This window comes from Arsenicibacter sp. R0_47 (assembly GCF_057652235.1).
Genome location: NZ_JBYFCJ010000004.1, coordinates 40,517 through 56,225, shown reverse-complemented (window position 1 = coordinate 56,225; position 15,709 = coordinate 40,517). Strand labels below are relative to the sequence as shown.

General features: G+C 53.7%; 10 protein-coding genes. 4 read left to right on the top strand and 6 right to left on the bottom strand.

The features are described 5' to 3' along the window. From AC23NW_RS08995 to AC23NW_RS08980, 4 genes are all read left to right on the top strand, one after another. Nucleotides 1-277: hypothetical protein (locus tag AC23NW_RS08995; protein WP_487448994.1), on the top strand; the 277-nt coding region annotated here is incomplete at its 5' end. Nucleotides 278-397: 120 nt separating this feature from the next. Beyond that, nucleotides 398-979: a sigma-70 family RNA polymerase sigma factor gene (locus AC23NW_RS08990; RefSeq protein ID WP_310587123.1), complete on the top strand. Its 582-nt coding sequence runs from the start codon at nt 398-400 to the stop codon at nt 977-979. Nucleotides 980-1,054: 75 nt separating this feature from the next. Continuing rightward, on the top strand, nt 1,055-2,209 hold the full coding sequence (locus AC23NW_RS08985; protein ID WP_487448993.1) for a putative sensor domain DACNV-containing protein: 1,155 nt from the start codon (nt 1,055-1,057) through the stop codon (nt 2,207-2,209). Between the two features lie 167 nt (nt 2,210-2,376). Further along, on the top strand, nt 2,377-3,243 hold the full coding sequence (locus AC23NW_RS08980; protein ID WP_487448991.1) for a TolB family protein: 867 nt from the start codon (nt 2,377-2,379) through the stop codon (nt 3,241-3,243). A 97-nt stretch (nt 3,244-3,340) separates the two neighbouring features. Here AC23NW_RS08980 and AC23NW_RS08975 read toward each other — a convergent pair whose 3' ends face one another. The 6 genes from AC23NW_RS08975 to AC23NW_RS08950 form a co-directional block, all read right to left on the bottom strand. Further along, nucleotides 3,341-5,887, bottom strand: coding sequence for a carboxylesterase family protein (locus AC23NW_RS08975; RefSeq protein ID WP_487448990.1), 2,547 nt, complete (start codon nt 5,885-5,887; stop codon nt 3,341-3,343). Between the two features lie 145 nt (nt 5,888-6,032). After that, nucleotides 6,033-6,893 (bottom strand): hypothetical protein, encoded by an 861-nt coding sequence (locus tag AC23NW_RS08970; protein ID WP_487448989.1) that lies wholly within the window; start codon nt 6,891-6,893, stop codon nt 6,033-6,035. Nucleotides 6,894-7,064: 171 nt separating this feature from the next. Next, nucleotides 7,065-10,262, bottom strand: coding sequence for a TonB-dependent receptor (locus AC23NW_RS08965; RefSeq protein ID WP_487448988.1), 3,198 nt, complete (start codon nt 10,260-10,262; stop codon nt 7,065-7,067). Between the two features lie 191 nt (nt 10,263-10,453). Continuing rightward, nucleotides 10,454-12,451: a glycoside hydrolase family 127 protein gene (locus tag AC23NW_RS08960; RefSeq protein ID WP_487448987.1), complete on the bottom strand. Its 1,998-nt coding sequence runs from the start codon at nt 12,449-12,451 to the stop codon at nt 10,454-10,456. A gap of 12 nt (nt 12,452-12,463) precedes the next feature. Then, the gene (locus AC23NW_RS08955) at nt 12,464-14,485 is read right to left on the bottom strand and encodes a beta-L-arabinofuranosidase domain-containing protein (protein ID WP_487448985.1); all 2,022 of its coding nucleotides are present in this window, start codon (nt 14,483-14,485) and stop codon (nt 12,464-12,466) included. A gap of 97 nt (nt 14,486-14,582) precedes the next feature. Beyond that, nucleotides 14,583-15,665 carry a glycoside hydrolase family protein gene (locus AC23NW_RS08950; protein WP_487448983.1) on the bottom strand — a complete coding sequence of 361 codons (1,083 nt, stop codon included), beginning with the start codon at nt 15,663-15,665 and terminating at the stop codon, nt 14,583-14,585. Between the last annotated feature and the right edge of the window lie 44 nt (nt 15,666-15,709).

Here is a 15,709-nt window from a genome sequence, read left to right as displayed (position 1 = left end):
AGAGATGCAAGATGTTGCGTCTCGTTTTTATGCCCGTTTCACGGTTTTTCTACTAATCTACCTGACGGATGAAGAGATGCAAGATGTTGCGTCTCGTTTTTATGCCCGTTTCACGGTTTTTCTACTAATCTACCTGACGGATGAAGAGACGCAAGATGTTGCGTCTCGTTTTTATGCCCGTTTCACGGTTTTTCTACTAATCTACCTGACGGATGAAGAGACGCAAGATGTTGCGTCTCTACGATTTTCCAAATTTTATTTTCGCCTTCGCACGTAAACACAACTGTTTATTTGCAATGTTTGCAATTTTAATTCTGCAATATTTGCAAGAAATCGTTTTATGATTCAGGTATTTTAGTAGATTTGTTTGTCTTATCACTACTAAACGGCAAGTAACCTGAATCGGCGTCAGCAAATAATTGCAGATAATCACTACCTTCTGGAGCTCTGGGCACGGGCGCAGAACGGCGATAAATCAGCGTTTTGTCAGCTGGCCGAGTCTCAGTACCGGGTCCTGTATCGCTACGCAGGCAACTTCACCACCGATGCTGAATTTATTAAGGACAGCATTCAGGATCTGTTCATCAATATCTGGGAAAAGCGTCGATCAATCGCTATTCAATACATTGCCATTTATTTGCTGAAAGCCCTCCGCAACCAGCTCTTTCAGGAGTTGCGGCGAAAAAAGCTGGTCCATGCCCCGATTGACGAAGATGATGTCTTTCAGCTGTCAGACGGATATACCGTAGAAAAAGAAATTGTCCTGAACGAGCATGAATCAGAGAGTCAGAAACGCTTGCAGCAGGCCATTTACTACCTCCCGAAACGGCAGCAGGAGGTTGTTTTTCTGAAGTATTACCAGGGATTTGATAACGAGCAAATAGCTGATTTAATGGCTATTAACCGGCAATCGGTTGCCAATCTTCTCTACAAGGCTTTAACTGCCTTAAAATCACAGCTTACCGTTTGTTCTCACTAGTCCGGTCTCATTTATTTACTTTCCTGAGGAACCATCCGGCGGTTTTAGGGGTATTTTTTGTGTAAGTACAGTCGTATGATTTCACAAACTACCCCAACCACAACGTATCAGGCCGCCCAGGCAGTTGCACGGGCGGTCGAAAACCATTTTGCGCAACATTTTGGCAAAGCCGCCGAAAAGGGAATAACCAGCGAACTCGCGCCGGTCCCCCCGACGCCGGTTATCGAAGTCATGATCGATGCAGCATTCTGGGCAAGTCTGCGCCGTGAGGAAGGCAGTTCTCCGAAAATTTCGCTGGTCTACTTACCCGCTGAGCAAGCCAAAAATCCGCTCCTGTTTCAAAACAAGCTGGCCTTGACACCGGCTATACTGACAAAACTGGCCCCTGCCGTTGAACACCCGGGTATTCATCTCGGTATCTTCGCCGAAGGGGATGAACTATGCATCTGGGGTGCTACGTCGGAAGTCCCCGGCAACTCACTGATCCTTGAAGTAGTTGAGCCCGGCCTGCTGGTGGTGAAACACCGCCGGACCGAGGGCTTCGGTAAGTTTGTGAATGTGGCCATTCTGAAAGGCGATCAAATCAAAGTGGTGGACGAACGGACCGCAGGCCTGCCCGACTGCCCCGCTATCCTGACCTCGATGCTGGGCTTTACGGCACCGTCGACCTGGAATAATTCGATGAATGTGCTGGTGCAGCTGGCGGTGGCGATGCGGGCCCATGGCCGTGGCGGCAGCTTACTGGTGGTGCCCTCGCAGCAGGATATCTGGCGGGAGTCTATCCTTCACATCGGCTATCCGGTGCTGCCTTCGTTTTCCGGCCTGTCTGAACTGATGCGTTCCGAAGATGGCGATCGTAAGCAAAACTGGTGGATGGGTGCTCTCAACCTGGCTGTCGACCGGATTGCGGGCCTGACCGCCGTTGACGGTGCGACGATCATCAATGATCAGTATGAGCTGATTGGGTTCGGGGCCAAAACCGGCCGTGCTTTTAACCGTGAACGGGTAAGCCAGATCATTGTTACCGAGCCGATTATTGACAACGTACCGATGGTAGTGCATCCGACCCAGACCGGAGGGACACGGCATCTCTCGGCGGCCCAGTTTGTGTATGATCAGCGGGATTCAATTGCCCTGGTGGCCTCGCAGGACGGCCGGTTCACGATCTTTGCCTGGTCGCCGTGCGAAGAAATGGTGCACGCTCACCGGGTTGACTCGTTATTGATATAATTTTTTTTCGAACCACGAAGGCTGGAAGACGCAAAGCGGCACGAAGATTTTCTTAACCTTTGTGCCGCTTCGTTTCTTTCCGTCTTCGTGGTTTATAACTCTTTTTGTCCCTTCGTTTCTTCCTGCCTTTGTGGTTCAACTTAAAAAAATTGAGCATCTTTAAGGAGATGAAACCTCTACTTGCTCTCCTTGGCTTGCTTCCGGCGCTGGCCAGCGCTCAGAACGGCACCGATGTGTACCTGATGAACCTTACATCAGCGAAAGGCAAACCGGTATTATCAAAACCGGTAAACATCTCAAATAAAACCGGTTACGACAACCAGCCTTTTTTCCATCCTGCGAAACCGCTGCTGTATTACACCTCGATGATGCCCGACAGCCAGACCGACATCATGGTGTATGACCTCAGCACCGGCCGCACCACACAACTGACCCGAACGCCGGATTCGGAGTACTCTCCAACGGTATTGCCCGCTCAGCGCGAGCTGTCGTGTATTGTCCAGCGTAAGGCAACGGGCGATCAGGATCTGGTGGCGTACTCACTGGCAGACCCTGCCAGCACGCGGATGATTTTTGCATCACAGAAAACCGGCAAAATCGGTTATCAGGCGTGGCTCAACGACAATGAAGCCGTTGCCTTTGTGCTGGGAGAGCCGAACTCGATGCATTATTTTGACCTGAAAGCCGGTAAGGATTCGGTCGTAGCCCCGCAAATTGGCCGCTCCCTGCACAAAATTCCGGGCCGGAATACATTCAGTTTTGTGCAGCAGGTTGGCGACCGCTGGGTGGTACGCGCCTTTGACCCGAAAAACAAAGCCGTCACAGACATTACCGACAGCCATCCCGATTCGGAGCATTACAATGCCTGGCTGCCCGACGGAACTCTGCTCGAAAGCCGTGGCACACAGCTCTGGGCTTTTTCACCGAAAATAAAGGCATGGACACAGCTCACGCTGCCGGCTGATCTGCCGGCCAAAAAAATATCCCGCCTTGCGGTGCGGGATGGTTTTCTGGCTATTGTGCTGGACGAATAGGCTTTTTTACCACATAGTCACAGTAGAAAACATAGTTATCAAAAACCTATGTGTCTTATGTGTCTATGTGGTAAACGTTTATTTACAGCCTGATTTACTATTTCCCTTCACTCAGCGAGCTATTTATAACATAATTCTCCGGCGACAGCTTCCAGTCATTGTCGAAGAACCCAGCCATACGAACGCCCTTACTGCCGGTTTTCACCATGTCGAGGCCAAAGATCATGAAGTCAGGAAACCCGCTGGCACCGGCAAAATACTGGTTTGCATACGCTGCCTGCATGCCTTTGAGGCCCGTACCGCCAATAACCGCTACCGACGCTTTCGACGAACCACGGATCGGCCAGACAAAATACGCCGCCAGATCATCGCCCGACCATTGCTGGTTGCCGGCCCGCACCTGCTGCCGTTCGACCTGAATCGGGCAATCGGCGAGCAATTGTTTCCAGGCTGCGTTATTGTTCGCATTCCCGAACAGGACTACACCCCGATCGGCATAGGCGTTCAGGCTATATTCAGTGTCCGGAATCAGGTCAACGGCGCCGTTCCCGCGATAATACCAGGTTTCGGCGTCGAAACGGGCTTTCTGATAGTTCCAGTCGTTTTCTTCTTTGGTTCCTTTGGTACCGTACACATACACCATCCGGTTGTTAAACGCGTCCTTAAACGTACCGTACCGGTGCGGGCCCTTCTGCGCCAGCGACGGCAGTTGTCCGACCGCCCATTTACCGTCTGATTTCCGGAGCGTCAGGGTGTCGTGCGCACTTTTGGTCGCATAGGCAATCGCGGGCTGACCGTCCAGTACCACGTTTACCGCTGCATTGCCGCCAAACTCGTCCAGCGCGAGCCGCAATACGGCCACGTTGGTTGTTGTGCCCGACACCGACTTTTTGTCGCGGGCCAGTTGCAGGCGGCTGTAGTTCAGCGGCTGTTCCTGCTGCATGATGGTCGCCCAGCGGTAAGTCGCCGAAATGCCCGGACTGGCGGTTGTAAAGTCAACCGTCTGGATCAGCGAATCCGGATTGATCTGGTGCCATTTGAAGAAGTCAAAAATAGGCTTCCAGTCAACGCTGTGGTCACCGAACCAGTGACTGCCGCCCGGATACTCGTAATAGGTCAGGTCGGGTTGGGTTTCACCCAGCAGTTTCCGCATCTGGCGCGCATAAGTAACCGGCACGGTCCGGTCGGCATCGCCGTGGAATACGTAGACACCAAGCGGCTTATAGTTGTTTGTCAGCTTCAGCACATCGCTCTGGTTGCCCGCCCGCAGCAGTATCTGCTCCACCGGGTCCTGACTGTTTGCCGGAATCACCCCATCGGCCGAGCCATATTCCTTCAGCGTCGGATAACCTGCGCAGGGAGCAATCGCCGCCCATTTGTCGGGGTACGTAGCCCCGAGAAACCAGGTGCCGTGGCCACCCATCGAGTGACCGGTCAGATAGATGTGCTGTGGATCAGGCTTAAACTGGTCTTTAGCAATCGTAAGCACTTCCAGGGCATCGAGACGGCCCCAGTCTTCCCAGTTGAAGCCACGAGGCCGGCGGTTAGTAGCGGCGACCAGATTGCCCCAGTCTTTGGCTTTGTAGGCACGCGCCTGCCCGATAGCCTCAACCCCTGCGCCGTGTACGGACAGGAACAGCGATGAAGTACCCGTTGTCTTTCCTGACTGCGGCGTCACGGCATAATACTGCACACTCCCGTCGATCTGACTGATAAAGGTCCGGCTGTACGAAGCTTCCGGTGCCACGGCTTCAATCGTCAGCGTATTCTGATCGATCTGTTTGCCCTGCTGCATCAGTGTCAGCGTGCAGGCATGTTTACCGGTGGTGGTCACCCCGGTCGGGTCGAACCCAAAGGCCACTTTCCGGCCCGACATGGCCGGAATGGTTACCAGCGTTGTTTTGACCGGTTTCCCGCCGATAACGGCAATCAATTCGAGGTTGGTCAGTGGTTTCGAAGTAGTATTGAGGACCAGCACCGCTGCATTCAGGGCCGTGGCCGTCTCCCCGATCCGGATCGTCGGAATGGTCGGATCGTCGGTCATCACCAGCGCTTTTTTCGTCGTAAACTGCAGACCGGCCGTAATCATGACGCCACGGGCATACAGCTCGTTCAGTCCTTTTTTGAGGGTAACGGGAATATGCATGTAGCCCATGTTGTAGGCATCGCCCATGTGCAGTTCGCCGTTGACATAGACATTGCTATTGCCTTTGATGTTCAGGATGGCAACCTGCTCCTTCGGTGACGCATACGTCAGGTAGGTATAGCCACCTGACGCACCCAGGCCACCGCGCAGGCTACCGGCCACCACACCCGGACCGGCCGGTGCGCCGCCGTTGCCCCGCATGTTCAGCTGTGGCCGCAGCCGTTTGGTCGAGTCGGCCGTGACGGGCAGCCACTTGATTTCGCGACCCTGCTCATCGGTACCGAACACCACCCCGTCCTGCGGTTGTCTGAGTGATTTTGTGTAGAGCTGATAGGCCAGCGGATCCGTGTAGATGGCCTCCCGCCCGTAGCGGCTGCCGGTCAGGGCAAATAAGCCTTTCGTAAACTGATAACTGTCGGTTGCCGGTGAAGCTTGTTGTGCCACACAAAAGTGGCTCATTCCTGCCAGTATACCCGGCAGAAGTACTCGTTTAAACATATGTAGTGACTGGTTGAGTATTCGTAAAATTGCGTCACGTCAAAGTTCGCAAGTTTTCCGGCATCAAACACATTGTACACACAATGATGTAAAATTTATACCACTGACTCTTCTTTAAACACTAACGCTGTTCGCCGCCACGTTGCTATGGGCAATTTGCCAGTGTGATCGTACTGACTGACTCCGTACAGCCGAGCGTACTTTTCAGGGTATATTGACCGGGTTGGGTGATTCCGGTTGCGGAAACAGGATGGTTCCCGATTGAGCGGTAAACTGTCGAGAACACATAGTTATCCGGCCCTGTAACGACAAAAGAGTTACCGGTACCTGTCGCATTCAGCGAAACCGGCTGACCGGCACACACTGCAGGCATGCTTGCCAGAAGTGGTCCGGCTGCAGCAGCCTGGTTCGGGCTGATGTATTCACCCTGATAAATCCGGAGCTGATTTATACCCAGTAAACCTTGCGCAGTAATGCTTACCTGCCCAATCGTTGTTGAGGGGTCTGCTGTATAAAACCCAAAATACTTTCTCGCCCCGCTTCCGGGTACGGACGCAGGCAACGGCCCGACAGAAGATGTTCCATCCGTTGACGTTACCTCAATCGTGAGGTTGTCTGCATTAAAAAAGTTATAATAATTAAAGGAAAACGCTCGTGTGCCTTCGGGCATCGTCAGAGAAAGCGTACGTGGACTGCTTATGCCTGTCCCCTCAGGAATGTAAATAGTTTTGTCATATATATCGCCCATTGCATCAACATCAGCATATAGAATCAGGTTAACACTTGAACTGATTGTTCCGCTGATCGGACTGACGATATAATTAGTCGTAAGTGACCCCTCAGGAGGCGGTGTAATACCAACCCGCGTCATTGGGAACCCGGTTAAGCACGATACTGATGCCGGGGCCCCGGATTGAGGTACAAAAATAATCTGGCCATGCGCCGATAGTGCAAACAGCAGCATAATGCCCCCCATAAAATGTAACAGACAAGTACGATTTTTCATTAGGTTTCAGGAAAAGGTTTACAAACAGCAGTATTACTGTACCTACCTTAAACCTACCTAAAAGTTAATAATTATTCAAAATAATAGTTAAACTGATAATCAATAAACTAACCTGCTCATGCCGGCAGCATTGAGATTGCCGGCATGAGCAGGTTAAACATGTAATGGCTATCAGAAACTATACCGGGCACCGAGCTGCAGCTGGTACGGGTTGCCCGACGGCGACACAATACCGGCCGTGTTGACACGGTACACAAACTGTTGCTTTGTCTTGTCGAACCCAGGCACGGCCGCCGACGTTGACGTTGCCGGAATACCGAGAGCATACAGTGCCTGCGTACCCAATGATTTGTTTACTCCCCAGTTCCGGTTCAGCAGGTTGGCAAAGTTGAAGGCATCCGCAGAAATTTCCAGGGCATGGCTTTTGAAGAGATTGAACCGCTTGCTAACGCGGACATCCCACACGCCGTAGAACCCGTTGATGCCACCGTTACGCTCGGCCATCTGCCCCGAATACTTCACAATGTAATCCTTGATGCTTTGGCTGGCACTCGCATTTTGCAGGATGGCATTCAGCCCGGTTTTGATATTGGCCGGTGTACTCTCAGCGTTCCGGTCAAAGATATAGGCAAGGTCGTTCGTCCCCGATACGAAGTCGGCGTTGCTGTTGGCACCCGATAACAGTGTATAGCGTGTGCCGCCGATGCCACTGTACCGCACACCTACGCTGATGCCCCAGATGGTTGGCGAGGTACCGTAGAATACCACCTTATTGCGGAAATGGTTATCGGAATACGTCATGTTGCTCAGATTGCGCGGATCGTCTTTTACCGGTAACGACAGGGTGGCAGTGTTTGCTACGTTCCCGTTATACGAAGTATTGTCCTTGGTATCGCTCCAGGTATAGCTCAGCGTCACTTCGCCGTCGCGGAAATACCGGTACGTACCGTCGAGTACCACGGCAAACTGGTTTACCTTTCCTTTACTGTTCAGCTCCAGTACACGGCCCAGTTTCTGGCTGATACGGCCCTGCAACCAGTCCCCTGCGCCGTTGGCAGGCATAGTCGCCGCCGGTACGTATACCCCGCGGTTATCCTCGTTGGCCAGCCGGAAATACGGATCGGCTACCATGTTGCGGTCGACATACATGTAGTTCTGGCGGCCCAGCGTCATGAAACCAGCAATACCTACCTTTAGTTTGTCGGTCAGGAAACGTGAGTACGAAATGTTCGCCTTGTACATGATCGGCACCTTCGCATTGGGACCGTTCAGGTTGATGGTCGGTAGCTGGAAGGCGGGCAGCGACGGAATAGCGTTGTAATTGTTCCGGTATGCGAGGAAATCAGGCGTTGGCAGGTTCGGGCTCCGGACATCAACCGTCGCCAGGTGTTTTCCGTCGAAAGTCAGGTTGTTGATAACCATGTAGTTGTTGATATCTGACGCAAACACACCGGCACCGAAACGCACCACGTCGCGGCCGAGATTATTCACGTCCCACGTCAGCTGCACGCGTGGCTGCACCACAAACGACTTGATTTTGTTGTCCGTCCGCAATCCCAGTTCGCTCAGTACGACTTCGTTCAGGGGCGACGACGGGTAGTGGGCAGCATCCAGACGCAGGCCACCGGTGAAATCCATGCCCGGCGCCAGACGGGTGTGCAGCTGTCCGTACAAACCGGCGTTGATGATCTCACCCTGAACGGTCGGATCAGCCACCAATGGCACTTCACGGTAATACCGGTAAGGCTGAAGACGCTCAAATTTATCCAGTGCCGACAAACTGCCGTCGACGGTGTAGTGGAAACGGCCGTTCACCTCACTGCCATACAGTGACTTCGCATTGGTGTACATGAAGTCAAGGCCAAACGTGTACTGCACCTTGTCCGTGTTATAATACAGGTTATCAACCAGTTGAAGCACGTTATTTGTAAAGCCTTCCTGCGCAAACCGGTGACCGCCCATCTGAATGTTGGTCGAGCGGTTGGCGCCGTCGATCACCGATACCACGTTCTCAACAATGGCCCGTGGAATGTTAGCCGACGGCAGCTGATCGTTCGGGCTGCTTTTCTGGTAGGTATACAGGTGTTGCAGCTTCAGCTCATTGGTAAGTTTCGGGTTCAGCGAGGTGCGCAGGGTTGCCAACAGGCTGTTATCCACGTTGTAGTCATTTCCGTACGACTCGTAGATGTTGATCGACGTGTTATCCTGTAACCCCAGTTTGTTGCGGTCGCTGGTAAAGTTATTGCGGACGGTCAGCAGGTTTTTGCGGTTGATCTGCCAGTCAATCCGGGCGAAACCGGCGTCAGATCCCCGAACCTTATCAAACGTGCCGTACTGCGGGGAGTTCGATACGCCGTACAGATTCCGGGCAATTGACACGAAGCGGTCGAGCGTTGTGCGGGTGACGTTAAAGCGGTTTTCATCGGCGACCGACTGAATATCCGCGATGATGAGCGGGCGTGAATCCTGCTGATGATCCCACACGACAAAGAAATGCAGCTTGTCTTTAATGATCGGTCCACCCAGCGAAAACCCGAACTGGCTGGTGGAGAAGTCGTTTACCCGGCGGTTGCCGCGAATGTCGTACGGACTTGACAACCAGTTGGCCCGCAGGTAGTTAAATGCACTACCGGAAAGTGTATTGGTTCCGGCACGGGTTACGGCACTCACCGTTCCCCCGCCCGCGCGGCCGAAAGTCACGTCATACTGATTCGTTACCACCTTGAATTCGCGGACCGCTTCAATCGAGATTGAATAGGGTGCCCCGCTCCGGCTTGTCGTCGCGCCGGCCGAGGTCGGGTTCTTAGCGTTCATACCGTCGATGGTATAGTTTGTCGACGAACCCAGCTGTCCCGACAGGTTGCCGCCACGGCTCAGTGGCGACAGGTCGGTAAGCGAGGTAAAGTTCCGGCCGTTTACCGGCAGCGACGCAATCGAACGGGCCGAAATAGCCGTAGCCGCCCCGAAATTTTCCACTTTATTCCGCAGACCCGACGCCACCACATCCACTACTTCGAGGGTTTGGTTGTCTTCCTGCATACTCAGGTTGATGCGGATGGCATCGCCCTGGTTGAGCATGTAGCCCGTCCGTTTCTGCTCCCCGAAACCGATGAAGGTAACCTTAATGGTATACGGACCGCCCAACGGCAGTTCCTTGAAAAGGTATTCGCCTTTGACGTTGGTAACAGTTCCGGTGGAGAAGCCCGTTGATTCATTGCGGACCAGTACCGTAGCGCCCGGCAGCGGTCCTTTGTTTGTTTCAGAAATGATGCCGGCAATGGACGCCTGGGTGGTCTGCGCGACAACGCGAAAACCGGCACCACAGAGTAATCCGATTACCAGTAAGAGAAGTGATAGACTTTTTTTCATGCAGCTGAACTATGTGTTTTTTGCAGCTGCAAAGAGACACGCCAAACGTGACCTCAGTATTAACCAGTCTTTACGCTTACGTTAACAATAGAGTAAGCTTTGTTACGAAATTGAAAATACATTTTTTCGGATTTATACCTTCCAGGAAGTTTAAAACTTCCTGGAAGGTTGGGAAGGTCCGAACGATGCATTTACTCCGTCACCTTAATCTCCTTAATTTTAGTAGGTAACCAGACCTGCATCTGGCTTTTGCCACGGTTTGCCCAGGCATAGTATGGTATAGCGGTGATCGTTTTCGGGGTGTTCACGATGCTTTTGCCGTCCGGAGCCGGTTCGAGGACCGCGATATTGGCCTGAACGGCGGTTACCGGTTCGTCGAGTACCTGAAGCGGAGCGGTTGTATAGGTGGCATTCGACGGTACAATCAGGTTCCAGGCGCGGCCTCCGTTATCAACGCCTTCCACACAATATACCAACGGTCCCCGCTGCAGGGCAATGCGGCCGTCATCGGCTTTTACCTCACGGCGGGCCACCACCTGACGAACGTCCATTGGTAGTTTGACCTCCACTACATCGCCCTTCTGCCAGGTCCGGTCCAGCACGATATAGCCTTTTTCTTCCCGATACGGTACCGGCTTGCCATTGAGCAGCACCTCGACGCTGGTTGCCGGTTGAGCCGTAAACTGATACAGATTGCCCGGAGCCGGTGTGTTCTGCGCCCAGCCCGGCAGCCGCACATGCAGTGCATAAGCCACTTTTTTCGCCGGATCAGCCGTCAGCTTTACCGTCCCCGTCCACGGATATCCGGTCTCCATCCGGACCGGCACGGCCACTTTCCCGATGTTCAGCGTAGTATTGCTTGCTACGAAGAGATTCACCCAGATGCCGTTTTCAGACCGGCCGTAGATGTAATCACCGAGCGACGCCACGAGCCGCGCAATGTTCGACGGACAGCAGGCGGTGCCAAACCACTCGCGCCGTTCGTTATTGCCGGCCGATGCCAGCGGATTGCCGTAAAAAAACCGGTCACCGCTCAGGCTCAGGCCGTCGAGCGCTCCGTTGTACAGGCTCCGCTCCAGCACGTCAATGTATTTGCCTTCGCCCGTCAGCAGGTTCATGCGCTGGTTCCAGAACACCATCCCGACCGACGCACAGGTCTCGCAGTAGGCCGACTCATTCGGCAGGTCAAAGTCCTCGGTAAACCCTTCGTTATGGCCCGACGAGCCGATGCCGCCGGTCAGGTACATGTTGCGGTGTACCACATCTTCCCAGACGGTAGTCATCGCCTTCAGATACCCCTGATCGTTGGTAGCCGCCGCCACATCGGCCGCACCGGTGTACTGGTACATTGCCCGCACGGCATGGCCTGTGATTTCTTTCTGGTCCTTCACCGGCACATCGTCCTGGCAGTATTTCGGATTCTTCCAGTCGTCCCAGATTTTTCCTTTGCCGTACCCCCGTCCGCGCTGCGCCAGAAACCAGTCGGCCAGTTTCAGGTAGCGTTCTTCGTTGGTCAGGTGATAGAGCCGCATCAGGGCCAGTTCAATTTCCTGATGCCCGCTCACCCACGGCCGGTTCGGCACCCGGAATGTCTGGTCAATGTGGTCGGCAAACCGGATGGCCACGTCCAGCAGTTTCCGTTTGCCCGTGGTATTATAGTAGGCTACCGCCGCTTCAATCAGGTGACCGGCACAATAATCCTCATGCTTCTCCATATCGGTCCAGCGCTTGTCGAGACCGGTCAGGGTATAATAGGTATTCAGGTAGCCGTCCTTCAGCTGGGCCGCCGCAATTTTGTCGATCCACTCATCAGCTTTCTGCCCGACATACGGGTCGGGACGGTTTTTGAGCGAATAGGCCATGGCCTCAATCGCCTTGTACACATCGCTGTCGTCGTAGTAAATACCCTCGTGTTTTTCGGGCTGCTGCGTCGCCAGATAGCGGGCCACCTTTTCGAAATTGCGGATGCGGCCGGTTTTGTCTTCGGTCTGCACAATGCAGGCTTTCAGCGTAGCTGTGGCCACTTTTCCCATTTTCGGCGTCCAGAATCTGTCGTTAATCGACACCTGAGCAAAGCCGACCGGCTCGAAGCGCTGCGCCAGTGGCAGGGGTTGGGCATTGGCCAGCAGGGTTGTCAGGGACAATGCGGAGAAAGTAGTAGCGAGTTTTTTCCTTGAGAATAGGGTCATGTTCTGGCAGGGTTAACGTTTGCGGACAACGGGAAACTGTGCTATCCGTAAGTTAGTACATCCGTACGGAATCAGCGTCAGTTCTTCTTCATCCGGTGCGGTTTCAATGTTATAAATCTGGCTGTAGGGAATCGGACCGGCCATGTCGTTATACAGCCCCCACCCCGGAATCCGGCGGCCTCTGGTTTTAATCCGCACCGGGGCCGATTCCGGATTCCACGGAAAGCTGGTCACGGGGCCAGTCTTTTCAACGGTGTATTGCTCCGCCAGTTTGTTGTCCAGGGTAGCAATCAGGGCATAGTTCCAGGGGGTTGTCGGGCGCAGTTCCTCAAACGAAGCCCCATATTCAACCGGGTCCTTGTCGTTATTGACCAGCGTACGGGTTTCGCCGATTTTGAGCGCATACGTCACCGGCCCCCGTTCGACCGATATAGAGTTTTCGGCCCATGTATTGTTGACAATGCGCATCGGCAAGGTCAGTTCCAGCACATCGCCGGCTTTCCATTCGCGGGTTACTTTCGCGATCCGGTTGCCCTCCGGCTCCTGTACAACCTTCCCATTCACTGTGATCACCGCTTTTTTGCACCAGCCCGGAATCCGGAGATGCACGGGAAACGTCGCCGCTTTATCGGGCGTAATCGTGAATTTCACGGTCTCCTCAAACGGGTAGCCGGTTTCTTCTTTCACCGACACCATGACGCCGTTGGCCACACGGGTTTTCACCTCACTGGGCGAATAGAGCAACGTCGCAATTCCCTGATCGGGGGTCGTATACCACAGGTTCTGGACAAATTTCGGCCAGCCCTGGTGCATGTTCGAGGTGCAGCACGGGTAACCGGTCAGCAGTCCGAAACAAACATCGGTCCCGCCATGGTTATCGCCGAAGTTACGCATGTGGCGCGTAATCATGACCTGATTGGCCTGCTGGAAGTACTGACGACCCATAAAATCGTCGGTAATCTGGGTGGGCAGGGCATTAAAGGCAATTTTCTCCAGCTGATCCGCCATGCTGACATCGCCGGTAATTTCGATCATGCTTTCCAGCGAAAACATCATCTCGACGGCCGAACAGAGTTCTGAGCCCTGCGTCGGGTTGTTGCCGTGCAATGCCTCATCACCACCGTACAGGCCATGCGCCATTCCATTGAATTTCCGGATGTCGGCCAGGCCTTTTTTCACCGCATCCAGGTATTTCTGTTCCGGATGGTGCTGGTAATAAATCACCGGTGCCTTTACGCCCTGCGCCAGGTTAACGCAGTGAATGCTCCCCTGCCGCGACAGTAAATCTGTATTCAGAAACGCATCGGTATAGTCGAAGGTCTGTTTGTGAATCAGGTCACCGAGGTCGAGCAGAAATTTGTCGCCCGTGATGTTGTAGAGCCAGTAAACGACCTGCAGATTGTCGGCACCCCGGTAGCGCGCCCAGAACGTCCAGTGATCGAGCGGATTAACCGGCAGCTCCTTTAACTGATACTTAAAGTAATTGGTCATCAGGGTAATGACCCGTTTATCGCCCGTGGCCGAGTAGTACTGCTTCAGAATTTTGAGCATCACCATTTTGGGCCACCAGTCGCGGCTGTTGTTCCGCTGTACGCCCCGTTCAGGGCCATAATCTTTTGACGGGCCGAAATAGCCGTCGGGCTGCTGGCTGTTCAGTGCCCACTCGATCCAGGGGGTTGCTTTGGCAATCAGCTCCTTATCGTCGAGAATATACGCCAGCGGCACCAGTCCGTCGATCCAGTACGGCCCCCGCTCCCACTGATCGCCGTCGCCGCCAAGCCAGCCGTTGCGGTGGTTCATGACCAGCGGATAGAGTTTATCCAGCTGACCGGTAGCGCCGTTTTTCTGTCGGACGAGCATTTCACGGAGCCAGCCCTGCGGTTTGATGGCCCCCAGCGGCAGTTCACCGTAGGCGTTGGGGGTCAACGGTGCCCGGCTACTGACGTAGCCGCCCGGTATCTGACAGTTCCCCTGCTCGGAAACCGTCAGGTAAGTTGTCAGCAATAACGCTGAGATGGTAAGGGGTAAGTTCATCGAAAACATATTTTCTGGATAGTCCTGATGAAACCTTCCAGGAAGTTCCGGACTTCCTGGAAGGTTTCATCAGGCGCTATCAAAAGACAACAAAACGTTATTTATCCCTGATGTCGCTTTGTCCTAAATCGTGTGAGGTTGCCAGCGCAATCACCCGGCCGCTGGTACCCACGGCATTATAAAAATGATACACCACCCCGTTCCACTTAATCACCCACGGTTTATGGGCATACGTTTTGTCGAAAGGCGCTGAGGGGGCGATCAGGTCAGGGCCTTGCCAGTCGGTCCAGTGGAGCAGGTCGTAGGAGCAGGCGAACCGCTCAAACGCCCCCGGCTTCCAGAAGGCCCCAAAGTAAAACATCACATACACATCGCCGATTTTAGCGATCTGGGCATCGCCGCAAATGCCGGTTTTCCGCGTAATCAATGCTCCCTCGCCGTGGCGTTTCCAGTTGACCATGTCGGTCGAAACCGCCATGGCAATGCTTTCGAACCCGTTGCCCTTCGCATCTTTTTCATTGCCTTTGGCATTGTAGTACATCACAAACGGATAACCTGTCGTTTGCGCCTTATCGCGGATAATGAGGCTTTTGTAAATCGTATTGTTGTCATACGGCCGGGCATCCGGATCAATAGCTGACAAAACAGGGCCAGGCTGCCGGTCCACCTCAACGGCCTTTGTCAGGTCGGCGGTGGTGGCGATACCAACCCCCAGCCGCCCCGCTTCGTATCCTTTTTCGGAGCCACCCAGGTACGAAAGCCAATACCTGTCGTTGTACCGTTCGGGCGCGTACGATCCGCCCCAATCAGTGTCGATCAGGGACACATACCCTGCTTTTTGGGTAGCGTCCCAACCGGTGTCGGTGAAAGACATCAGTTTACCTGCCGTTTTCCAGTGAAGCAGGTCATCACTTTGGGCCAGCCAGGTTTCGTATCCCTTGCCGTCGAAAATGATGTACGACATAAACCAGGTGCTGTCCTTCCGGTAGATCGTCGGGCTGTCGACCATCCGCCCCTGATCGGGCTGTGGCAGCACGATACCGTATTTGTAGGGCGTTCTGACCTCGTTATAAATGCGCTCCATAACGGCCTGCGGCACAACCCCTCCCTTTTTCTGCCCGAAACTGACGAGGTTCGTTATGACCAGCAGCAGGCTCAGCCCGGTTTTTAGTTTCTTCATATGGTTAACCAAAACGTCAATAAGAACCAAAGGGGCACAAAAGT

Bases quoted from the DNA above. Each gene is read 5' to 3' on its own strand.
- AC23NW_RS08985 (WP_487448993.1), top strand. From the start codon at position 1,055: ATGATTTCACAAACTACCCCAACCACAACGTATCAGGCCGCCCAGGCA.
- AC23NW_RS08955 (WP_487448985.1), bottom strand. From the start codon at position 14,485: ATGAACTTACCCCTTACCATCTCAGCGTTATTGCTGACAACTTACCTG.
- AC23NW_RS08960 (WP_487448987.1), bottom strand. From the start codon at position 12,451: ATGACCCTATTCTCAAGGAAAAAACTCGCTACTACTTTCTCCGCATTG.
- AC23NW_RS08975 (WP_487448990.1), bottom strand. From the start codon at position 5,887: ATGTTTAAACGAGTACTTCTGCCGGGTATACTGGCAGGAATGAGCCAC.
- AC23NW_RS08970 (WP_487448989.1), bottom strand. From the start codon at position 6,893: ATGAAAAATCGTACTTGTCTGTTACATTTTATGGGGGGCATTATGCTG.
- AC23NW_RS08980 (WP_487448991.1), top strand. From the start codon at position 2,377: ATGAAACCTCTACTTGCTCTCCTTGGCTTGCTTCCGGCGCTGGCCAGC.
- AC23NW_RS08950 (WP_487448983.1), bottom strand. From the start codon at position 15,665: ATGAAGAAACTAAAAACCGGGCTGAGCCTGCTGCTGGTCATAACGAAC.
- AC23NW_RS08965 (WP_487448988.1), bottom strand. From the start codon at position 10,262: ATGAAAAAAAGTCTATCACTTCTCTTACTGGTAATCGGATTACTCTGT.